The organism is Pantoea sp. Fr+CA_20, assembly GCF_024520835.1.
GTDB classification, from domain to species: domain Bacteria; phylum Pseudomonadota; class Gammaproteobacteria; order Enterobacterales; family Enterobacteriaceae; genus Pantoea; species Pantoea allii.
On sequence record NZ_JALNPN010000003.1, the window covers coordinates 76,241 to 93,302 of the forward strand.

The following is a 17,062-nucleotide window of genomic DNA, read 5'->3' on the forward strand; positions in this document are numbered from 1 at the left end:
GATGGAACTGAATAAAATTATCAAAGAAGTGGGGCGGGGTAAGAATCACGCCCGTGATATTGATTTCGACAGTGCTGTGGCACTCTACGGCGCGATGCTGGACGGCGAAGTGCCGGATCTTGAAATGGGCAGCATTTTAATCGCTCTGCGAATCAAGGGCGAAGGCGAAGCGGAAATGCGCGGGTTTTATCAGGCGATGCAGTCGCGGGTGATGCGCCTGCATGCGCCAGCCGGTCGGCCGATGCCCATCGTCATCCCCAGCTATAACGGCGCGCGGCGTCAGGGCAACTTGACGCCATTACTGGCGCTGGTGCTGAACAGGCTCGGTTTTCCCGTGCTGGTTCACGGTGTGAGTGAGGATGCAACGCGTGTCACCAGTGAAGCCGTCTTTGCGGCGCTGGGCATCGCGCCGGTCGCCACGGCCGGGCAGGCCCAGTCAAAACTCGACAACGGTGAGCTGGTCTTTATCACCATCGATAACCTCTGTCCGCCCATGGCAAAACAGCTGTCGTTACGTTGGCGGATGGGCGTACGTAACAGCGCCCATACGCTGGCGAAGCTGGCAACGCCGTTTGCTGAACGCGAGGCACTGCGCCTGTCGAGCGTGTCTCACCCGGAGTATGTACCGCGCGTCGCAACCTTTTTTAGCGCGATTGATGCCCCGGCGATTCTGCTGAACGGGACAGAAGGCGAGGTTTATGCTAATCCGCAGCGCTGCCCGGCCATCAGCTATGTGGGTGGCGACGGGCAGCAGGCCGAAGTCTGGGTGGAGAGACAGCCGGAAGTCGCCGTGTCGTTGCCAACTGACAAATCCGCAGCCGAAACGGCCCGCTGGACGCAAGAGGTGCTGAATCATCAGCGTCCTCTTCCTGAGGCTCTCCGACTGCAAATTGCCTGCTGCCTGCGCGCCAGCGCTCAGTGTGCGTCGCTGGACGCGGGTCTGGAAAGACTGACGGCGGCCGGTTTTTAACCGCGATCCTGCGGCAGTGCGTGTTCCACCAGGTTTTGCCAAAAGCGAATACCGGTGGGAATCAGCGCATCGTTGAAATCGTAGTGGGCATTGTGTAGCGGTGCGGATGGGGTGGCACCATCTGCGCCAAGCCAGAAATAGGCACCGGGGCAGGCCTCCAGCATGCAGGCAAAATCTTCCGAAGCCATAGAGGGATTCACCTGCCAGCGTGCCTGTTCTTCGCCCAAAGTCCTGACGGCGACGTCATGCACCTGCTGAGCCGGGCCGGCATGATTGGTGGTCACCGGATAGCCAGGCAGCCAGCGAATCGCCCCGCAAACGCCAAAGGGTTTCGGTAGCGTCGTCACAAAATCATCGATAAGCGTATGAACCCGATTGCGTACATCGTCTTGCAAACAACGCACGGTGCCGCGCAGAACAATCTGTTCTGGAATGACGTTAATCGCTTCGCCGCCGTGAATCTGGGTGACGCTCACCACGGCAGAAGACAGGGGCGACAGGCGACGTGACGGAATGGTTTGCAGGGCCAGGATCAGCTCAGCTGCTACCACCATCGGATCGGCACCGCTTTCCGGCATAGCAGCATGGCAACTTTTACCACTCAGGGTAATTTCAAAGGCGTCCAGCGAGGCCATCATCGCACCGGCGTTCACCGCCAGCGAACCCAGCGGTAAGCCCGGCCAGTTGTGCATGGCGTAAACGGCATCCATAGGGAAACGTGTGAACAACCCCTCTTCAACCATCTTGCGGGCACCGCCAAGGTTCTCTTCCGCTGGCTGAAAGATAAAATGAACCGTGCCGCTAAACTGGCGCGTGGCAGCCAGTTGTTTCGCCGCCGCCAGCAAAATGGCGGTGTGACCATCATGCCCGCAGGCATGCATCACGCCGGGTTTACTGGAGCGCCAGGCGGTATCGCCTTTTTCGTTAATCGGCAGTGCGTCCATATCCGCCCGCAGGCCGATAACCGGCCCGGTGCCATTTTCCAGCGTGCCAATCACACCCGTACCCGCAAGACCGCGAAACACCTGTAAGCCCGCCTGCTCAAGTTCATGAGCAACTTTGTCGCTGGTCTGATGTTCCTGATAGCCCAGTTCGGGTTCGCGGTGAAACTGGTGGCGCCAGCGCAGCGCATCATCGAGTAGGGCAGAGGAAAGAGTCATGCAGTATCGCGCTCCATATCATTCAGGAAGCTTCACTTTAGAGGCCGCGCGACAGCGCGTCTATCGCCAGAAGCGATAAAATGGACAATGCGCTAAATCAAAAAGGAATAAGTAATAAACAAGCGTGCAGGCGTGGCAGATTTTATGCCGACGCGCGTTTTATTAAATGAAAGCCGATATCAATAATGCTCTCTTCAACCGGGCGCTGCTCGATACGGTCAGCCAGTAGAGTCGCGGCGCGTTGACCCATAGCCATCGGATCGACGCTAATGGTGGTGATGGCAGGCCGGTTGCTGGCGGCAAAAAAGTCTCAGAGAAAATCACGCTGGCCCAGTTCAAAAACGTTTGTGTCAACCGCATGATGATAGGGGGTGATATTGGGCCGTTCTGCGTAACCTCACTTACCGGGTTCTTTCTGACCTGGTTCCCCACCTACCTTTATTGTCGGGCCTTTAGATCGTATTACGCTGAACTCCGCTAAGTCTGAGTAAACCTGTTCATGCGTTTTACTCCGCTGTTCCGGACATGCATGCCCCGGAACAGCGTTTTTCAGCTTAACGGTATCTAAAAATACCGGCGTTGTGGTTTATTGCATGGGTAAGTTCAGACCATGTTTTGTCGCACAATTCTGTGCCAGCTCGTAGCCCGCGTCGGCATGACGCATCACGCCAGTCGCGGGATCGTTCCACAGTACGCGGCCAAGGCGGGCATCAGCCGCTTCCGTACCGTCGCACACAATGACCACACCGGAGTGCTGTGAGAATCCCATGCCCACGCCACCACCATGATGCAGGCTCACCCAGGTCGCGCCGCCCGCCGTATTGAGCAGAGCGTTGAGCAGCGGCCAGTCTGACACCGCATCCGACCCATCTTTCATGGCCTCGGTTTCACGGTTTGGCGAAGCGACGGAGCCACAGTCCAGGTGATCGCGACCAATCACGATCGGCGCTTTCAGCTCGCCAGTGCGTACCATTTCATTAAACGCCAGCGCGGCAAGATGGCGCTCACCCAGCCCCAGCCAGCAGATGCGAGCCGGTAAGCCCTGAAAGGCGATGCGTTCCTGCGCCATATCCAGCCAGCGATGCAGCGTCTTATGCTCAGGAAAGAGTTCTTTGAGTTTGGCATCCGTTTTGTAGATATCTTCAGGATCGCCAGACAGCGCCACCCAGCGGAACGGCCCTTTGCCTTCGCAAAACAGAGGGCGGATATAGGCAGGCACAAAGCCGGGGAAGTCAAACGCGTTGCTGACGCCTTCATCCAGCGCGACCTGGCGAATGTTATTGCCGTAATCCACAGTAGGAATGCCCATATGACAAAAGTCGAGCATCGCCTGTACATGTACCGCCATGGACGCGCGAGCAGCCTTTTCTACGGCTTTGGGATGGGTTTCCCGCTCCTGCTGCCAGCGTGCAACGTCCCAGCCCAGTGGCAGGTAGCCATTGATGGGATCGTGGGCCGAAGTTTGGTCGGTGACGATATCGGGCTTAGGTCCGCCAGCTTTCGCGCGTTTCACCAGTTCTGGCAGAATCTCTGCGGCGTTGCCCAGCAGGCCAACGGAGATCGCTTTTTTCGCTTGGGTGGCGGCGTCAATCAGGGCCAGCGCCTCATCCAGCGAGGTGGCTTTATGATCGACGTAACGCGTACGTAAACGGAAATCGATACGCGACTCCTGGCACTCTATCGCCAGCACGCAGGCACCCGCCAGCACGCCTGCCAGGGGTTGTGCGCCGCCCATGCCGCCTAAACCGGCGGTCAGGATCCAGCGTCCGCTTAAATCATTGTTGTAATGCTGACGTCCTGCCTCGACAAAGGTCTCATAAGTACCCTGAACAATTCCCTGGGCACCGATGTAAATCCAGGAGCCTGCGGTCATCTGGCCGTACATCATCAGCCCGGCTTTATCCAGCTCATGGAAGTGATCCCAGTTGGCCCAGTGGGGAACCAGATTGGAGTTGGCCAGCAGGACGCGGGGCGCATCGGCATGGGTACGGAATACACCCACGGGTTTGCCCGACTGGATCAACAGGGTTTCGTCCGGCTGCAGCAGCTGGAGCGAGCGTAAAATTTGCTCAAAACATTCCCAGTTGCGCGCGGCTTTTCCGATACCGCCGTACACCACCAGGTCTTCCGGGCGTTCTGCCACGTCGGGGTCCAGGTTGTTCTGGATCATGCGGTAAGCCGCTTCAATTAACCAGTTGGCGCAGTGCAGTTCATTTCCATGCGGCGCACGAATCTCGCGTGCCACCGCTTTTGTCAGGGTTTCGCTCATTACGGATTCCTTATTTAACTGAATGTGTGCCCATGCTGGGTAACAATGCGGTGAGTGCCTGCGGCCAGTCGCAGCGGCTTGCCCACTGACGCATCGCCTCGATGTCCGGAGCCAGCAGGCGGTCTTCCTCAAGGAAGGCCACGCGTTCGCGGATGCTGTCGATGGCCTGCTCTATCAGGGCAGAACTTTGCAAGGGACGATGAAACTCAATGCCCTGTGCGGCCGCCATCGCTTCAATGCCCACCACGGCGGCGCTGTTAAAGCACATCTCGCCCAGACGGCGAGCGGCATAGGTCGCCATGGAAACGTGATCTTCCTGGTTGGCCGAGGTCGGTAAGCTGTCTACGCTGCCGGGATGGGCCAGTGATTTGTTTTCGGATGCCAGCGCCGCTGCGGTAACCTGGGCAATCATAAAGCCGGAGTTGACTCCTCCGTCGCGCACCAGGAAAGGCGGCAGCCCGGACAGGCCAGTATCCAGCAGCAGGGCCAGCCGACGTTCAGAAATCGCCCCAACCTCGGCAATGGCTAACGCAATAATGTCAGCCGCAAACGCCACCGGTTCAGCATGGAAGTTGCCACCGGAGATCACCTCGCCGGTTTCGCTGAAAACCAGCGGATTATCAGAGGCGGCATTGGCTTCAATTTGCAGGACGCGGGCGGCATGCGTGAGATTATCCAGGCAGGCGCCCATCACCTGCGGTACGCAGCGGATAGAGTAGGGGTCCTGTACGCGGCCACAGTGTGTATGTGATCCCAGGATCTCACTTCCTTCAATCAGGTGGGTGACCGCGGCGGCGACGGCAATCTGGCCTTGCTGGCCGCGCGCCTGATGGATACGCGCATCGAAAGGCTTTAACGACCCCTTGATGGCTTCTAACGATAGCGCGCCCGCCATTAAGCCTGCGGCAAACAGGTTCTCGGCTTCAAACAGGCCACGCAGCGCCAGGGCCGTAGAAACCTGGGTGCCATTAAGCAATGCCAGGCCTTCTTTAGGGCCAAGTACAAAAGGCGTCAGGCCGACGCTGGCCAGGCCCTCTGTGGCGGGGATCAGTTCGCCCTTGACCCGCACCTGACCTTCACCAAGCAACATCAGCGACATATGTGCCAGCGGCGCGAGATCGCCCGAGGCGCCCACCGAGCCCTTTTCCGGAATGCAGGGCATGATGCCGGCATTAAACAGAGCCAACAGGGCGTCGACCAGTTCAATGCGCACGCCGGAATGGCCCCGCGAAAGGCTGATAATTTTACTGGCCACAACCAGCCGCGTCACACTATCGGGCAGTAAATTCCCTAACCCCACGCTGTGAGACAGCACCAGGTTACGTTGCAGGTCTGCAAGACGAGCCGCAGGGATTTGTGTCTGTGCCAGTTTGCCAAAACCGGTATTAATGCCGTAAACCACACTGCCGGAGGCAACGATCGCTTCGACGGTACGGTGCGCCTCGGCAATGGCGCGGCGGGCATCATCGTCAAGGCTGAGGGTGACGTTGCCCTGATAAATTGCGCGTAACGTCGCGAGATCGACGTTACCTGGAACCAGGTGTAATACCTGAGTCGAACCTGACATAACCTGCTCCTGTCTATACAAGGGTTGGGTTGCCACAGGGCATCTTTATTGACCCTGATCAACTGAATAAAGCGAGTGAAACATAACTGTCTATTCTTGTCTATACAAGTTGCAAGCGGCGTGCCAAACCGATCACAAAAATGATCGGGCGTCAGTTCTGGGGAGGACAAACGATCACCGTTATTCCTGCACCTTTATCAGGCAACAGGTGCACGGATAAAGTGCTGATGACGCGCCTGGATGTATATACATCCAGCCCTTCAGGCAGTAAACTCTGAGCATTATCAGTGAAAGGAAGACGTTATGGCCGAGCATACGGCAATTGCACAACTGGCGGCCGCCATGAGCGATGAACCGGCGCCCATTTATCAGCGGGTCAAGCAGGCCATCGTCAGCCAGATTCGTGAAGGACACTGGAAAGCCAATCAGCGGGTCCCCTCCGAAAGCGAGTTGGTCAATGAGCTTGGCGTAAGCCGAATGACCATTAATCGTGCTTTACGTGAGCTGACCAGCGAAGGGTTTTTGGTGCGTATGCAGGGCGTGGGGACGTTTGTCGCCGAAATGAAAGGCTATACGGCGATGCTCGAAGTCCACAACATCGCCGATGAAATTGCCCAGCGCGGCCATCAGCACAGTTGCAAAATCCTGACGATGGGCCAGAACAAAGCCGATCCTGAGCAGGCCTCTTTGCTGGGGCTGACCACCGGGCAGACGCTGTTTCATTCGCTCATCGTGCATTACGAAAACGAGTTGCCGGTGCAGTTAGAGGACCGTCTGGTCAATCCACAGCTGGCCCCGGACTATCTGGCCCAGGATTACCATACGCTCACGCCTTATACCTACCTCATGCGGGCTGCACCGTTAACGGCAGGCGAACACATTGTTGAGGCGGTGATGCCAGATGCGCGTCAACGTAAACACCTGGCGATTGATGAGCATGAGCCGTGCCTCCTGATCCGTCGCCAGACCTGGAGCGACAATAAGATTGTGACCTACGCGCGCTTGCTTTATCCAGGCTCGCGTTACAAGCTGCTTGGGCGCTTCAAAGCACACGGGTAAGGCGTACGAACAACAGCCTGGCATCGCTGCTGTCGGGTTGTAACAGGGTGGTGTGATCCACCCACCATGCACCCTGCTGTGCGTCTAACCGCGTGTCACCTGCGATGTGCCATTTTCCGGCTAAAACCCATGCCACGCCGTGCTCGCTCACCACGGCTTCCGTCACGACGTCGGCCTGCGCCCGCCATTCACCCCGCCGCGTCATCACGTTAAAATCCTGACTCGGCTCGTTGCCTTGCAGACTGGCCTCCAGCGCCCATTCACCCGCGAAAGCCCAAGGGGCTTCAGGCAGCAAGCGGTGCTCGCATGTCGCGCCGTGAAGCAGGACCGGGCTGCCGTTTAGCAGCGTAATAGTGCGATCCACCCCGTTGAACGTCGAAAACGGGCCGTCGCAGGCAATGGTCGCGATACTGGCTCGCCAGGCGAAGTCGGCGGCATCAGGGGGAAAGCGGATAATTTCGCGTGTTTCGCCCCCGCCGTTGCGCCAGCGGCTAACGGGTAAACTTTGCAGGGAAAAAACATGTCTCATCGCAGGGCCGCCATTGCCTGGGCGAAACGAGCCGCGCAGGCGTCTTCTGCAGCATGATGCCCGTCGCTAATCACCCGGTTGCCCGCCACATACACGTCGCGAATCTGATCGCGCTGGCCCGCAAACAACCATCGGTTGAGCAGGGCGCGTTCATCCACGCTGCCCAGCCAGGCCGCATCACGTAATACCAGCCAGTCGGCGCGCTGCCCGACGGCCAGGGAACCACTCTTAATCCCGCAGGCCTGAGCGCCGCCCGCCGCCGCCTGCTGCCACAGCAGATCGCCAACCGAGGGCTGGTTTGCCAGCGTAATGCGGTTGCGGCGGCGGTCGCGCAGACGCTGTGCGTATTCAAGCCAGCGCAGCTCCTCCTGGACGCTGAGCGAAACATGGCTGTCAGAGCCAATTCCCCAGCGGCCGCCCTGGGCGATATAGTCCACCGCCGGGAAAATACCGTCGCCAAGATTGGCTTCGGTGGTCGGGCACAACCCGGCTACCGCACCGCTGTCAGCGAGGCGCGTGACTTCGCTGTCATCAAGATGCGTGGCGTGAATCAGGCACCAGCGTGCATCGACCTCAAAACGATTCATCAGCCAGCTCACCGGACGCTCGCCGCTCCAGGCCAGGCTGTCGTTCACCTCTTTTTCCTGCTCGGCAATGTGAATGTGAACCGGTAGCGAGCGATCGCTGGCGGTTAACACCTCGTGCATTTGCGCCTCGCTCACTGCCCGCAGCGAGTGGAAACAGAGGCCCACGTTGTGCAGCGGCTTGTCTTTCACCCATGCCTGCAGGCGCGACTGCTGTTGCAGGTAGCGGTCGGTCTGCTGAATAAAGCGTTTCTGTCCCGCCACAGGAGGCTGCGCGCCAAAACCGCTGTAGCTGTAAAGCACCGGAAGTAGCGTCTGACCAATCCCTGCGATATCGGCGGCGGCAATCAGGTGCTGCAGCATCGCATCATCCGCATAGGGCTGGCCGTTAACGTCGTGATGCAGGTAGTGAAACTCTGCGACCTGGCAGTAGCCACCTTTTAACATATCGATGTACAGCAGGGCGGCAATATCGCCGACCTGTTGTGGCGTCAGGCGCTGTACCATGCGATACATTAGGTCACGCCAGGTCCAGAAGCTGTCCTGCAGATCGCCCGCCACTTCCGCCAGCCCGGCCATGGCGCGCTGAAACGCATGGGAGTGCAGATTCGCGATAGCGGGGATCACCTCGCCGTCCAGACGTGTTGCCTGGCTGTCATCACTGTCGGGCGTGATGGCATCAATTAATCCAGCGGGACTGACGCTGATGCGGACCTGTTTATGCCAGCCATCCGCCAGCAGTGCGCGGGGCGCAAAAAAAATTGCCATAGTTGATCCTCAAGGGATGTAGTTGTATATACATATACATACTTTAAAACAGACTGTAAACGGCGAGAGCAACGAGAGGCAGGAATGGCAGAAGAACTCCAGGTAGACAGTGTGTGGACCGGTGCCGATGTGGTGACCATGCGCGGCGGCCGCTACGCGATTATTGAACAGGGCGCGCTGGCGGTGAAGGCAGACAAGCTGGTGTGGGTAGGGGCCGCAGCCGATATGCCTGCCTTTATCGCGCAAAAACATCACCGGCTGGCGGGCGGTATCATCACACCGGGACTGGTCGATTGCCATACTCACCTGGTTTTTGGTGGGGACCGCAGTCAGGAATTTGAACAACGTCTCAACGGAGTCAGTTATGCGGACATTGCGGCACAGGGCGGAGGGATTCTCTCTACCGTTCGGGCCACGCGCGCAGCCAGTGAAGCGGAACTGGTCACATCGGCCCGCTGGCGGCTGAATCGCTTACTGGCCGAGGGCGTGACCACCGTCGAAATCAAATCCGGCTACGGTCTGGATGAAGAGAGTGAATTACGCATGCTGCGCGCTATTCGTCAGTTGCGTAACACGGTGGCCGCAGATGTGCAGGCAACCTGCCTTGCCGCGCACGCTTTCCCGCCGGAATTTAAACAGAATCCTGATGGCTGGATCGCGATTATCTGCGAACGCCTTCTGCCTCAGGTCAAAGCCGAAGGCCTGGCTGATGCGGTGGATGCTTTTTGCGAACATCTGGCTTTTTCACCTCAGCAGGTTGCGCAGGTGTTTGAGCGGGCTAAGGCATTGGGGATACCGGTAAAACTTCACGCGGAGCAGTTGTCTGCACTGGGTGGTGCGGCGCTGGCCGCGCGCTATGGCGCACTCTCAGCCGATCATCTGGAATATGCCACCGAAGAGGATGTTCAGGCGATGGCTGAACAGGATACTGTCGCGGTGCTGTTGCCCGGTGCATTTTACCTGTTGCGGGAAACGCAGCGTCCGCCTGTGGCGCTGTTTCGACACTATGGCGTGCCCATGGCGCTGGCGAGTGATGCCAATCCGGGTACCTCTCCGGCCTTGTCGCTGCGTTTAATGCTGAATATGGGCTGCACCCTGTTTGGCATGACACCGGAAGAGGCGCTGGCAGGCGTCACCTTGTGGGGGGCGAAGGCACTGGGACTGGAGGCGAGTCACGGCTCGCTCGAAGCGGGCAAAGTGGCCAGTTTTGTCCACTGGCCGCTGGCACGTCCGGCGGAACTCGTTTACTGGCTGGGCGGCGAACTGCCTTGTACCGTCATCTATCGCGGAGAAACACAATGACCCCTTTTCATTTCACGCAGGGCAGCATTCCCTTACTGGTCAGCATTCCCCATGCCGGTACGCTGTTGACGCCGGACGTTGAGAACGGACTGAGCGAGGCTGCCCGCAGTTTACCTGACACCGACTGGCACATACCTCAACTTTATGATTTTGTCCGTGATATGGGGGCAAGTATTATCATTGGCCGCTACTCACGATTTGTTATCGACCTCAATCGCCCGTCCGATAATCAACCGCTCTATACCACCGCCACGACCGGGCTCTTTCCCGAAACCCTGTTCGACGGTACGCCCACCTTTGCTGAAGGTAAAACCCCCACGCAGGCGCAGCGCCAGGGCTACGTTCAGACTATCTGGCAGCCTTACCATCAGCAGATCCAGCAGACGCTGGCGCAAATGAAAGCGCAGTTTGGTTACGCCTTACTGTTTGATGCGCATTCCATTGCCAGTGAAATCCAGCGTCTGTTTGAGGGCCGACTGCCGGATCTCAATATCGGCACGAACGACGGGGCCAGCTGCAGCAGCGCCGTTATTAACGGACTGACCTCGGTGTGCAGCGCGCAGGATCAGTTCAGTTGGGTGGTGAACGGCCGTTTCAAAGGTGGCTATATCACGCGCGCCTACGGCCAGCCACAGCAGCAGGTTCATGCTGTGCAACTGGAGCTGTCGCAAATCAACTATATGGATGAAAGCCCGCCGTTTACCTGGCATGAAGCGCGCGCTGCGCAGCTGAAGAAGGTGTTAAAGCCGCTGCTGCATAGCTTTCTCGAACAGGGAAAAATGGGCTGAGACGTAATCCGATCAACCGAAACAGCCAGGCGGGTTGTTTCGGCGACATGAGACAAATGGGCGTGATGTGTGTCTGTCACGCCAGTCCCATTGTCATGGCATTGCCTCGCCGGGCGTGACGCGCGCCTACCGGCAGCCGCTTTTTACGCCTTTCCCGATAACGCGGAACGATGACGCTCAGCACAGCGTGCTGCACGTGGGATACCGCCCGTTCAGGTGCTGTCCGCAGGTGGCGGGTGGCCTGAGCGGGCAGGTTAAACCCTGAGACGGTTCCCCAAAAAACCTAAGAAGTGCTGACAGAAACCCAGGGTGCTTATCCGCGCCACTTAACATGAACCCACAACCTGCCGCCAGACGGTTTTTGCGCTAAATTTGTGCAGCCTTTGCACGTTTGTTGTGCATCCCTCTGTCGGCTGTTGCAACACACAACCCTTGTGCTGCTGGGGAGAATAACGACCAATATGGCACGGCCTTTGCTAGCTTGTATGTACAAGTAACCTCTGAACGAAACCCCGTTGTTATTTATCGTGTCTGGCTCACAAAAACATCAAGCCGACAATGAACTCGATAACGTTAACTTGTATATACATGACTCATCATCTTGTGAGTTTTTTGTTAAAACAACATCGATGCTGTTAAAACCTTTTTCATCCAGGAGAAGCCGTATGAAGCACCACGTAGCGTTTCGCCGTTTTTGCCTCACGACCCTGTTTTCCAGCCTGCTGCTCAGCACCGTTGCGGTGCAGGCTAAAGAGTTGAAATCGATCACGATAGCCACGGAAGGCAGCTATGAACCCTGGAACCTGACGCTGCCCGGCGGCAAACTTGGGGGTTTTGAGCCTGAGCTGATGGCCAACCTGTGCAAACGTATGGGCATCGAGTGCAAGCTGGTGGTTCAGAACTGGGATGGCATGATTGCCGGGCTGAATGCCGGCAAATATGACGTCATCATGGATGCCATCGTGATCACGCCGGATCGTAAAAAAGTGGTCAACTTCACCCTGCCTTACGCCTCCACTCCCGCGACCTTTATTACCGTCAAAGGCACGCTGTTGCCGCCGGGCAAGGGCGTGACGAAGTTGCACGACGATGAGAAAGAGATTGAAGCTGCGCTGGCACCGTTAAAAGCCGCGCTGAAAGGCAAAACCATCGGTATTGCTTCCGGCACGGTATATACGCCTTTTATCGACAAATATTTCAAGGGCGTGGCTGACATACGCGAGTACACCACCTCCGCCGATGCCATTCTGGATTTGCAGGCCGGACGTATTGACGCGGTGTTTGATGACGTGACCTTTGCCAAATCGATGCTGACACGCAAAGACAACAGCAACCTGACCTTCAGCGGTCCACAGCTCGGCGGTCCCATCTGGGGTGAAGGCGAAGCCATGGGTGTGCGCATGGCGGACAACGACCTGAAGACCAAACTGGACGACGCGATTAAGGCTGCGCTGGCTGACGGCACGGTAAAAGAACTTAGCGAAAAATGGTTTAAAACTGACGTTACGCCATAAGTGAGGTCGAGCATGATGAACCTGCTGGGTTTTGGCGCAGAGGGCTGGGGATGGCTGATTGTCAGCGCAACGCTTACCACGTTGCTGTTGTCGCTGGTCGCGCTAATGGTCGGTGCCATCGTGGGCTCAGCCATCGCCGCCGCGAAACTGTCGTCTCATCGCCCTTTACGCTGGTTAGGCGAGGGCTATTCGGTGATTTTTCGCGGCATCCCGGAGCTGTTAGTGATCTACCTGTTCTACTTCGGTGGATCGGGCCTGATCACGCAGATCGGTCAGTTATTCGGTGCGGAAGGGTTTATTGAAGCGCCGCCGTTTCTGATTGGTGCCCTGGCGATCGGGCTTATTTCAGGCTCCTATCAGGCAGAAGTCTATCGTGCGGCTCGGCTGGCGCTCTCCCACGGTGAAGTGGAAGCGGCGCTGGCGATAGGCATGTCGCGCTGGCGTCTTCGCCAGCGCATCCTGCTGCCTCAGGTGGCGCGCTATGCGCTGCCGGGCTTATCCAATGTCTGGCAAATGAGCCTGAAAGACTCTGCGTTGGTCTCGGTGACCGGCATCGTGGAACTGATGCGCGCCAGTCAGATAGCGGCCGGGTCGACGCGTGACTACTTCACCTTTTACCTGATCGGCGGGGGATGCTATCTGTTGTTAACCATACTGTCGAATCGGGCTTTTCTGCGCGCGGAAGCCCGGCTGGGCCGTGCCTGGCAAAGCCGTACAGCGGCACAGCATTAAGGAACTGCACCATGATCGATTTTGCCTTTCTTGCTGATACCTTTCTTAGGTTAAGCGCCGCACTGCCGGTCACGCTCGGCCTGTTTATCAGTTCATTCCTGTGCGGCGGCGTGCTGGCGGTGGGCATTCTGGCACTGCGGATGAGCCGCTGGCGTATCCTGAGCGGTTTTGCCCGTGGCTATATTTTGGTATTTCGGGGCTCGCCCTTAATGATCCAGCTGTTTTTAATCTATTACGGCCTGGGGCAGTTTGGCGTGATTCGGCACAGTTTTGTCTGGCCATTTTTACGAGAGCCGTTCAGCTGTGCCGTGCTGGCGCTATCGCTTTGTACCGCAGCGTATACGGCAGAAATATTGCGTGGTGCGTTGCTGGCGGTGCCAGCCGGGCAGGTGGAAGCCGGTATGGCATGTGGTATGTCGCGCTGGCTGCTACTGAGGCGCATTATTGCACCGGTCATGTTGCGCTATGCCTTGCCCGCCTATTCGACGGAAGCCATTCTGCTGGTCAAATCCACCGCACTTGCCAGCCTGGTCACCGTGTGGGATGTCACCGGGGTGGCACAGCAGATTATTCAGCGCACCTACCGCACGATGGAAGTGTTCCTGTGTGCCGCCGCGATTTATCTGATCCTTAATTTTATTATCGTGCAGCTGTATGCCCTGCTGGAGCGTCGTCTGACGCCGGTTCATCAGCCCGCAAAGAAGCCGTTAGCGGCCGTTAAGCCCATCACTGGAGGGGAATGAGATGCAGGATTCATCCACCGTTACGCTGTCCGCCAGCGATATTCATAAATCATTCGGCACCATGGAGGTGCTGAAAGGGATTTCATTACAGGCCCATAAAGGTGATGTGATTTCTATTCTCGGGGCCAGTGGATCGGGAAAAAGCACCTTGCTGCGCTGCATTAACCTGTTGGAAACGCCCGATTCCGGCGTGGTAAGCGTCGGCGGGGAAACCATTGAAATGAAGCGCCATGCGCGCGGGCATCAACTGGCCGCTAATCCCAAACAGGTCGAACGTTTGCGCTCACGCATTGGCATGGTGTTTCAGAGCTTCAATCTCTGGTCGCATATGACCGTGCTGCAAAATGTGATTGAAGGGCCGCACTATGTCCTGAAACGCGATAAGAAAACCTGCATCGCTCAGGCCGAGCAATTACTGGATCGCGTCGGCCTGCTTAATCGCAAAGGCTTTTATCCGGCCCAACTGTCAGGCGGGCAACAGCAGCGCGTCGCCATTGCCCGCGCGCTAGCCATGGACCCGGAAGTGATGCTGTTTGATGAGCCGACCTCGGCGCTTGACCCGGAGCTGGTGGGGGAAGTGCTGAAGGTTATGCGCAGTCTGGCAGAAGAGGGGCGCACCATGTTAGTGGTGACGCATGAAATGGGGTTTGCCCGTCACGTGTCTAACCGTGTGGTGTTTATGCATCAGGGCACCATTGACTGCCAGGGCACGCCAGATGAGATGTTCGGCGAGGGCGGCTCGGCGCGCTTCAGGCAGTTTATCTCCAGCCACCATACACCGGAGTCTGTGTTATGAGTCGCGTTGTTACCTGGGGGGATGCACCCGTAACCTGGCAGGAGGTGGTCGCGGTGGCCCGCCATGATGCCGAACTGGTGCTGAGCGAGCATGCCTGGCAGCGCATTGCCCAGGGCCGGGAGATTGTGACACACATTGTCGCGAGTGGTCAGATAGCCTACGGCATTAACACAGGGCTGGGTGCGCTGTGCAATATCATGCTGGCGGAAGAAGAATTAAGTCAGCTGTCGCGCAATACCTTATTAAGTCATGCCTGCGGCGTCGGGCCGCTGCTGGCGAAGCAGGAAGTCCGCGCTATCGTATGCGCCGCGATAGCGAATTACAGTCACGGGAAATCCGGCGTGTCGGTTAAACTGGTGCGACGGCTGTTGGCGTTGCTGAACCAGCACATTACTCCTCAGGTGCCCTCACAGGGGTCGGTGGGGTATTTGACCCATATGGCACACATTAGCCTGACGCTGATTGGCGTTGGTGAGGCGGAATGCGAAGGGCAGATCCTGCCCGCCAGCGAGGCCCTGACGCGCGCCGGACTTACGCCTTATCGACCCGGAGCAAAAGAGGGACTCAGCCTGGTAAATGGTACGCCGTGCATGACCGGACTGGCCTGCCTGGCGCTGGACGATGCGCGGCGTTTGCTGGACTGGGCCGATGTCACGGGCGCCATGAGTTTTGAAGCGTTAAGAGGGCAACTGGTGGCTTTTGACGAAGAGGTGCTGTCCCTGAAAGCCAGCCCGGGTATCCAGCGCAGCGGCGAGCGGTTACGGCGGTTACTGGGCGACAGCCCGCTGTTAAAGGTAAGCAGTGGCATTCGGACGCAGGATGCACTCAGCCTGCGATCCATGCCGCAGGTACACGGTGCCTGTCGCGATCAGTTTGCACATGCAGAGCGTCAGATAGAAACCGAACTGAACGCCTGCACCGATAATCCACTGGTACTGGGCACACCGCAGGCCTGGCGCGTGGTCTCACAAGCCAATCCACATGGCGAATCCGTTGCCATGGCCTGCGATCTGCTGGCGATTGCGCTGGCGGAGCTGGGCAGTATTGCGGAGCGACGTCTGGACCGTCTGGTGAATCCACTGGTCAGCGGCTTACCGCCTTTTCTGGTTGCCCAACCCGGCGTCAACTCCGGCATGATGATTGCGCAATACGTGGCAGCCTCGCTCTGTGCTGAGAACCGCCAGCTGGCGCAGCCCGCCGTGCTGGATAACTACATTACGTCCGGGCTACAGGAAGATCACCTGAGTCTGGGGACCGGTGCGGCACTGAAATTGCTCAAGACCGTGAATAACGTTTATCAAATTCTGGCGATTGAATACCTGCTGGCCGCCCAGGCGCTGGAGTTTCATGGTGAAGCACAGCTGGCACGCAGAACCCTTCAGGCCTGGTGCCAACTGCGTCAGGTGGTGCCGAGCTGGCAGGACGATCGCTGGCTGGCACCAGAGATTGCCCGCGCAGTAAATGTCATCCGCGCGCATCCCGCGGATGCACTCTGATGCTTACCCCCGACGCGCATCCGGGCGCACCAAATCAAAGCGCTGCGCCTCACTGATACCGTAATAAGCGCTGGGGCCGCCAGCGCGTAAAATCGGTTCGGCTTTCGCCGTCTGATAAATGCCGTTTTCCAGTAGCGTTTCATCAATGTGGATGGCGACGGCTTCACCCAGCACCAGCCAGCTGTCGAGGGCGTTGCCCTGCGCATCCTGCAACTGAATAAGCTGCGTCAGTTTACACTCAAAATTCACCGGACTTTCCTGCACCAGACTGGCTTCAACCTGCGAGGCGGCAAGGGGCGTTAAACCGGCAAGGGCAAACTCATCCTGATCGGCGGGTGCAGAAATGGAACTTTCGTTCATGGCGTCGGCCAGCGGCCGGGTTGCCAGATTCCAGACAAACGCTTTGGTTTCAGCAATATTTTGCACACTGTCTTTCCAGCCGCTACTGGCGAAACCAATAATGGGTGGCTGGTAATTGAAACAGTTAAAAAAACTGTAAGGCGCAAGATTGCGGATGCCTTTGGCGCTGATGGAGCTAATCCAGCCAATGGGACGTGGGCCGATAATGGCGTTGAGTGGATCGTGCGGCAGCCCATGTCCGGCGCGAGGCTGATAAGAATAACGTTTGTTCATGGTTGTCTCCCTGTAAAAGCTGATTCAAGCGTAGTGGGTAAATGGCTGTTGCCGTGGCAAACCTGTAAAAAGGCCTCGATCAGGCACCGGATTATTCCTGAATAATAACAGCCGTTACTTTCTGTGCTAACGGGTGAATTTTTATTTATATC

16 protein-coding genes and 2 pseudogenes are annotated in these 17,062 nt (G+C 57.6%); 11 read left to right on the plus strand and 7 right to left on the minus strand.

Features of this window, described 5'->3' with window-relative positions; all coding sequences use genetic code 11:
- Nucleotide 1 precedes the first annotated feature (1 nt).
- Complete coding sequence (ybiB, locus tag NR177_RS05200; RefSeq protein ID WP_256852418.1) at nt 2–970, plus strand: DNA-binding protein YbiB; 969 nt, start codon at nt 2–4, stop codon at nt 968–970.
- Here ybiB and NR177_RS05205 read toward each other — a convergent pair.
- Entirely contained in the window at nt 967–2,130 is a 1,164-nt protein-coding gene (locus tag NR177_RS05205) for a M20 aminoacylase family protein (protein WP_096012175.1), read from the minus strand. The two genes, ybiB and NR177_RS05205, sit on opposite strands and share 4 nt — an antisense overlap.
- 142 nt (nt 2,131–2,272) lie before the next feature.
- Nucleotides 2,273–2,434, minus strand: a pseudogene (locus tag NR177_RS05210) (substrate-binding domain-containing protein); the annotation flags it as partial.
- Here NR177_RS05210 and NR177_RS05215 point away from each other — a divergent pair.
- Nucleotides 2,405–2,572, plus strand: a pseudogene (locus NR177_RS05215) (MFS transporter); the annotation flags it as partial. The pseudogenes NR177_RS05210 and NR177_RS05215 overlap by 30 nt on opposite strands.
- 144 nt (nt 2,573–2,716) lie before the next feature.
- On the opposite strand, the gene hutU reads toward NR177_RS05215, so the two are convergent.
- Together hutU and hutH (NR177_RS05225) are read right to left on the minus strand one after the other, a co-directional pair.
- Nucleotides 2,717–4,399 carry a urocanate hydratase gene (gene hutU / locus NR177_RS05220; RefSeq protein ID WP_172897773.1) on the minus strand — a complete coding sequence of 561 codons (1,683 nt, stop codon included), beginning with the start codon at nt 4,397–4,399 and terminating at the stop codon, nt 2,717–2,719.
- Between the two features lie 10 nt (nt 4,400–4,409).
- Nucleotides 4,410–5,966: a histidine ammonia-lyase gene (gene hutH, locus NR177_RS05225; protein ID WP_256852419.1), complete on the minus strand. Its 1,557-nt coding sequence runs from the start codon at nt 5,964–5,966 to the stop codon at nt 4,410–4,412.
- A 303-nt stretch (nt 5,967–6,269) separates the two neighbouring features.
- Between hutH (NR177_RS05225) and hutC the strand changes: the two genes are divergently transcribed.
- The gene (hutC, locus tag NR177_RS05230; protein WP_063878873.1) at nt 6,270–7,025 is read left to right on the plus strand and encodes a histidine utilization repressor; all 756 of its coding nucleotides are present in this window, start codon (nt 6,270–6,272) and stop codon (nt 7,023–7,025) included.
- On the opposite strand, the gene NR177_RS05235 is transcribed toward hutC, so the two are convergent.
- Nucleotides 7,009–7,554, minus strand: coding sequence for a HutD family protein (locus tag NR177_RS05235; RefSeq protein ID WP_241536838.1), 546 nt, complete (start codon nt 7,552–7,554; stop codon nt 7,009–7,011). The two genes, hutC and NR177_RS05235, sit on opposite strands and share 17 nt — an antisense overlap.
- The gene (locus tag NR177_RS05240) at nt 7,551–8,906 is read right to left on the minus strand and encodes a formimidoylglutamate deiminase (protein ID WP_256852420.1); all 1,356 of its coding nucleotides are present in this window, start codon (nt 8,904–8,906) and stop codon (nt 7,551–7,553) included. Before NR177_RS05240 ends, NR177_RS05235 begins: the two co-directional genes overlap by 4 nt.
- A gap of 84 nt (nt 8,907–8,990) precedes the next feature.
- Here NR177_RS05240 and hutI point away from each other — a divergent pair, with 84 nt between their 5' ends.
- The 8 genes from hutI to hutH (NR177_RS05280) all read left to right on the plus strand — a co-directional run bounded on the left by hutI (nt 8,991) and on the right by hutH (NR177_RS05280) (nt 16,277).
- Nucleotides 8,991–10,208, plus strand: a complete 1,218-nt coding sequence (gene hutI / locus NR177_RS05245) for an imidazolonepropionase (RefSeq protein ID WP_256852421.1) — start codon at nt 8,991–8,993, stop codon at nt 10,206–10,208.
- Nucleotides 10,205–10,996: an N-formylglutamate deformylase gene (gene hutG / locus NR177_RS05250; protein WP_256852422.1), complete on the plus strand. Its 792-nt coding sequence runs from the start codon at nt 10,205–10,207 to the stop codon at nt 10,994–10,996. Before hutI ends, hutG begins: the two co-directional genes overlap by 4 nt.
- Nucleotides 10,997–11,063: 67 nt before the next feature.
- On the plus strand, nt 11,064–11,261 hold the full coding sequence (locus NR177_RS05255; protein WP_256852423.1) for a hypothetical protein: 198 nt from the start codon (nt 11,064–11,066) through the stop codon (nt 11,259–11,261).
- Nucleotides 11,262–11,661: 400 nt separating this feature from the next.
- Complete coding sequence (locus tag NR177_RS05260; RefSeq protein ID WP_256852424.1) at nt 11,662–12,510, plus strand: transporter substrate-binding domain-containing protein; 849 nt, start codon at nt 11,662–11,664, stop codon at nt 12,508–12,510.
- 12 nt (nt 12,511–12,522) lie between these two features.
- Nucleotides 12,523–13,242, plus strand: a complete 720-nt coding sequence (locus NR177_RS05265; protein ID WP_109717208.1) for an ABC transporter permease — start codon at nt 12,523–12,525, stop codon at nt 13,240–13,242.
- Nucleotides 13,243–13,253: 11 nt separating this feature from the next.
- Nucleotides 13,254–13,985 (plus strand): ABC transporter permease, encoded by a 732-nt coding sequence (locus NR177_RS05270; RefSeq protein WP_063878880.1) that lies wholly within the window; start codon nt 13,254–13,256, stop codon nt 13,983–13,985.
- 1 nt (nt 13,986) lies between these two features.
- On the plus strand, nt 13,987–14,781 hold the full coding sequence (locus NR177_RS05275; RefSeq protein WP_256852425.1) for an ABC transporter ATP-binding protein: 795 nt from the start codon (nt 13,987–13,989) through the stop codon (nt 14,779–14,781).
- Nucleotides 14,778–16,277, plus strand: a complete 1,500-nt coding sequence (gene hutH, locus NR177_RS05280; protein WP_256852426.1) for a histidine ammonia-lyase — start codon at nt 14,778–14,780, stop codon at nt 16,275–16,277. Before NR177_RS05275 ends, hutH (NR177_RS05280) begins: the two co-directional genes overlap by 4 nt.
- 3 nt (nt 16,278–16,280) lie before the next feature.
- Here hutH (NR177_RS05280) and NR177_RS05285 read toward each other — a convergent pair whose 3' ends face one another.
- Entirely contained in the window at nt 16,281–16,910 is a 630-nt protein-coding gene (locus NR177_RS05285) for a flavin reductase family protein (RefSeq protein WP_256852427.1), read from the minus strand.
- Nucleotides 16,911–17,062: the final 152 nt, after the last annotated feature.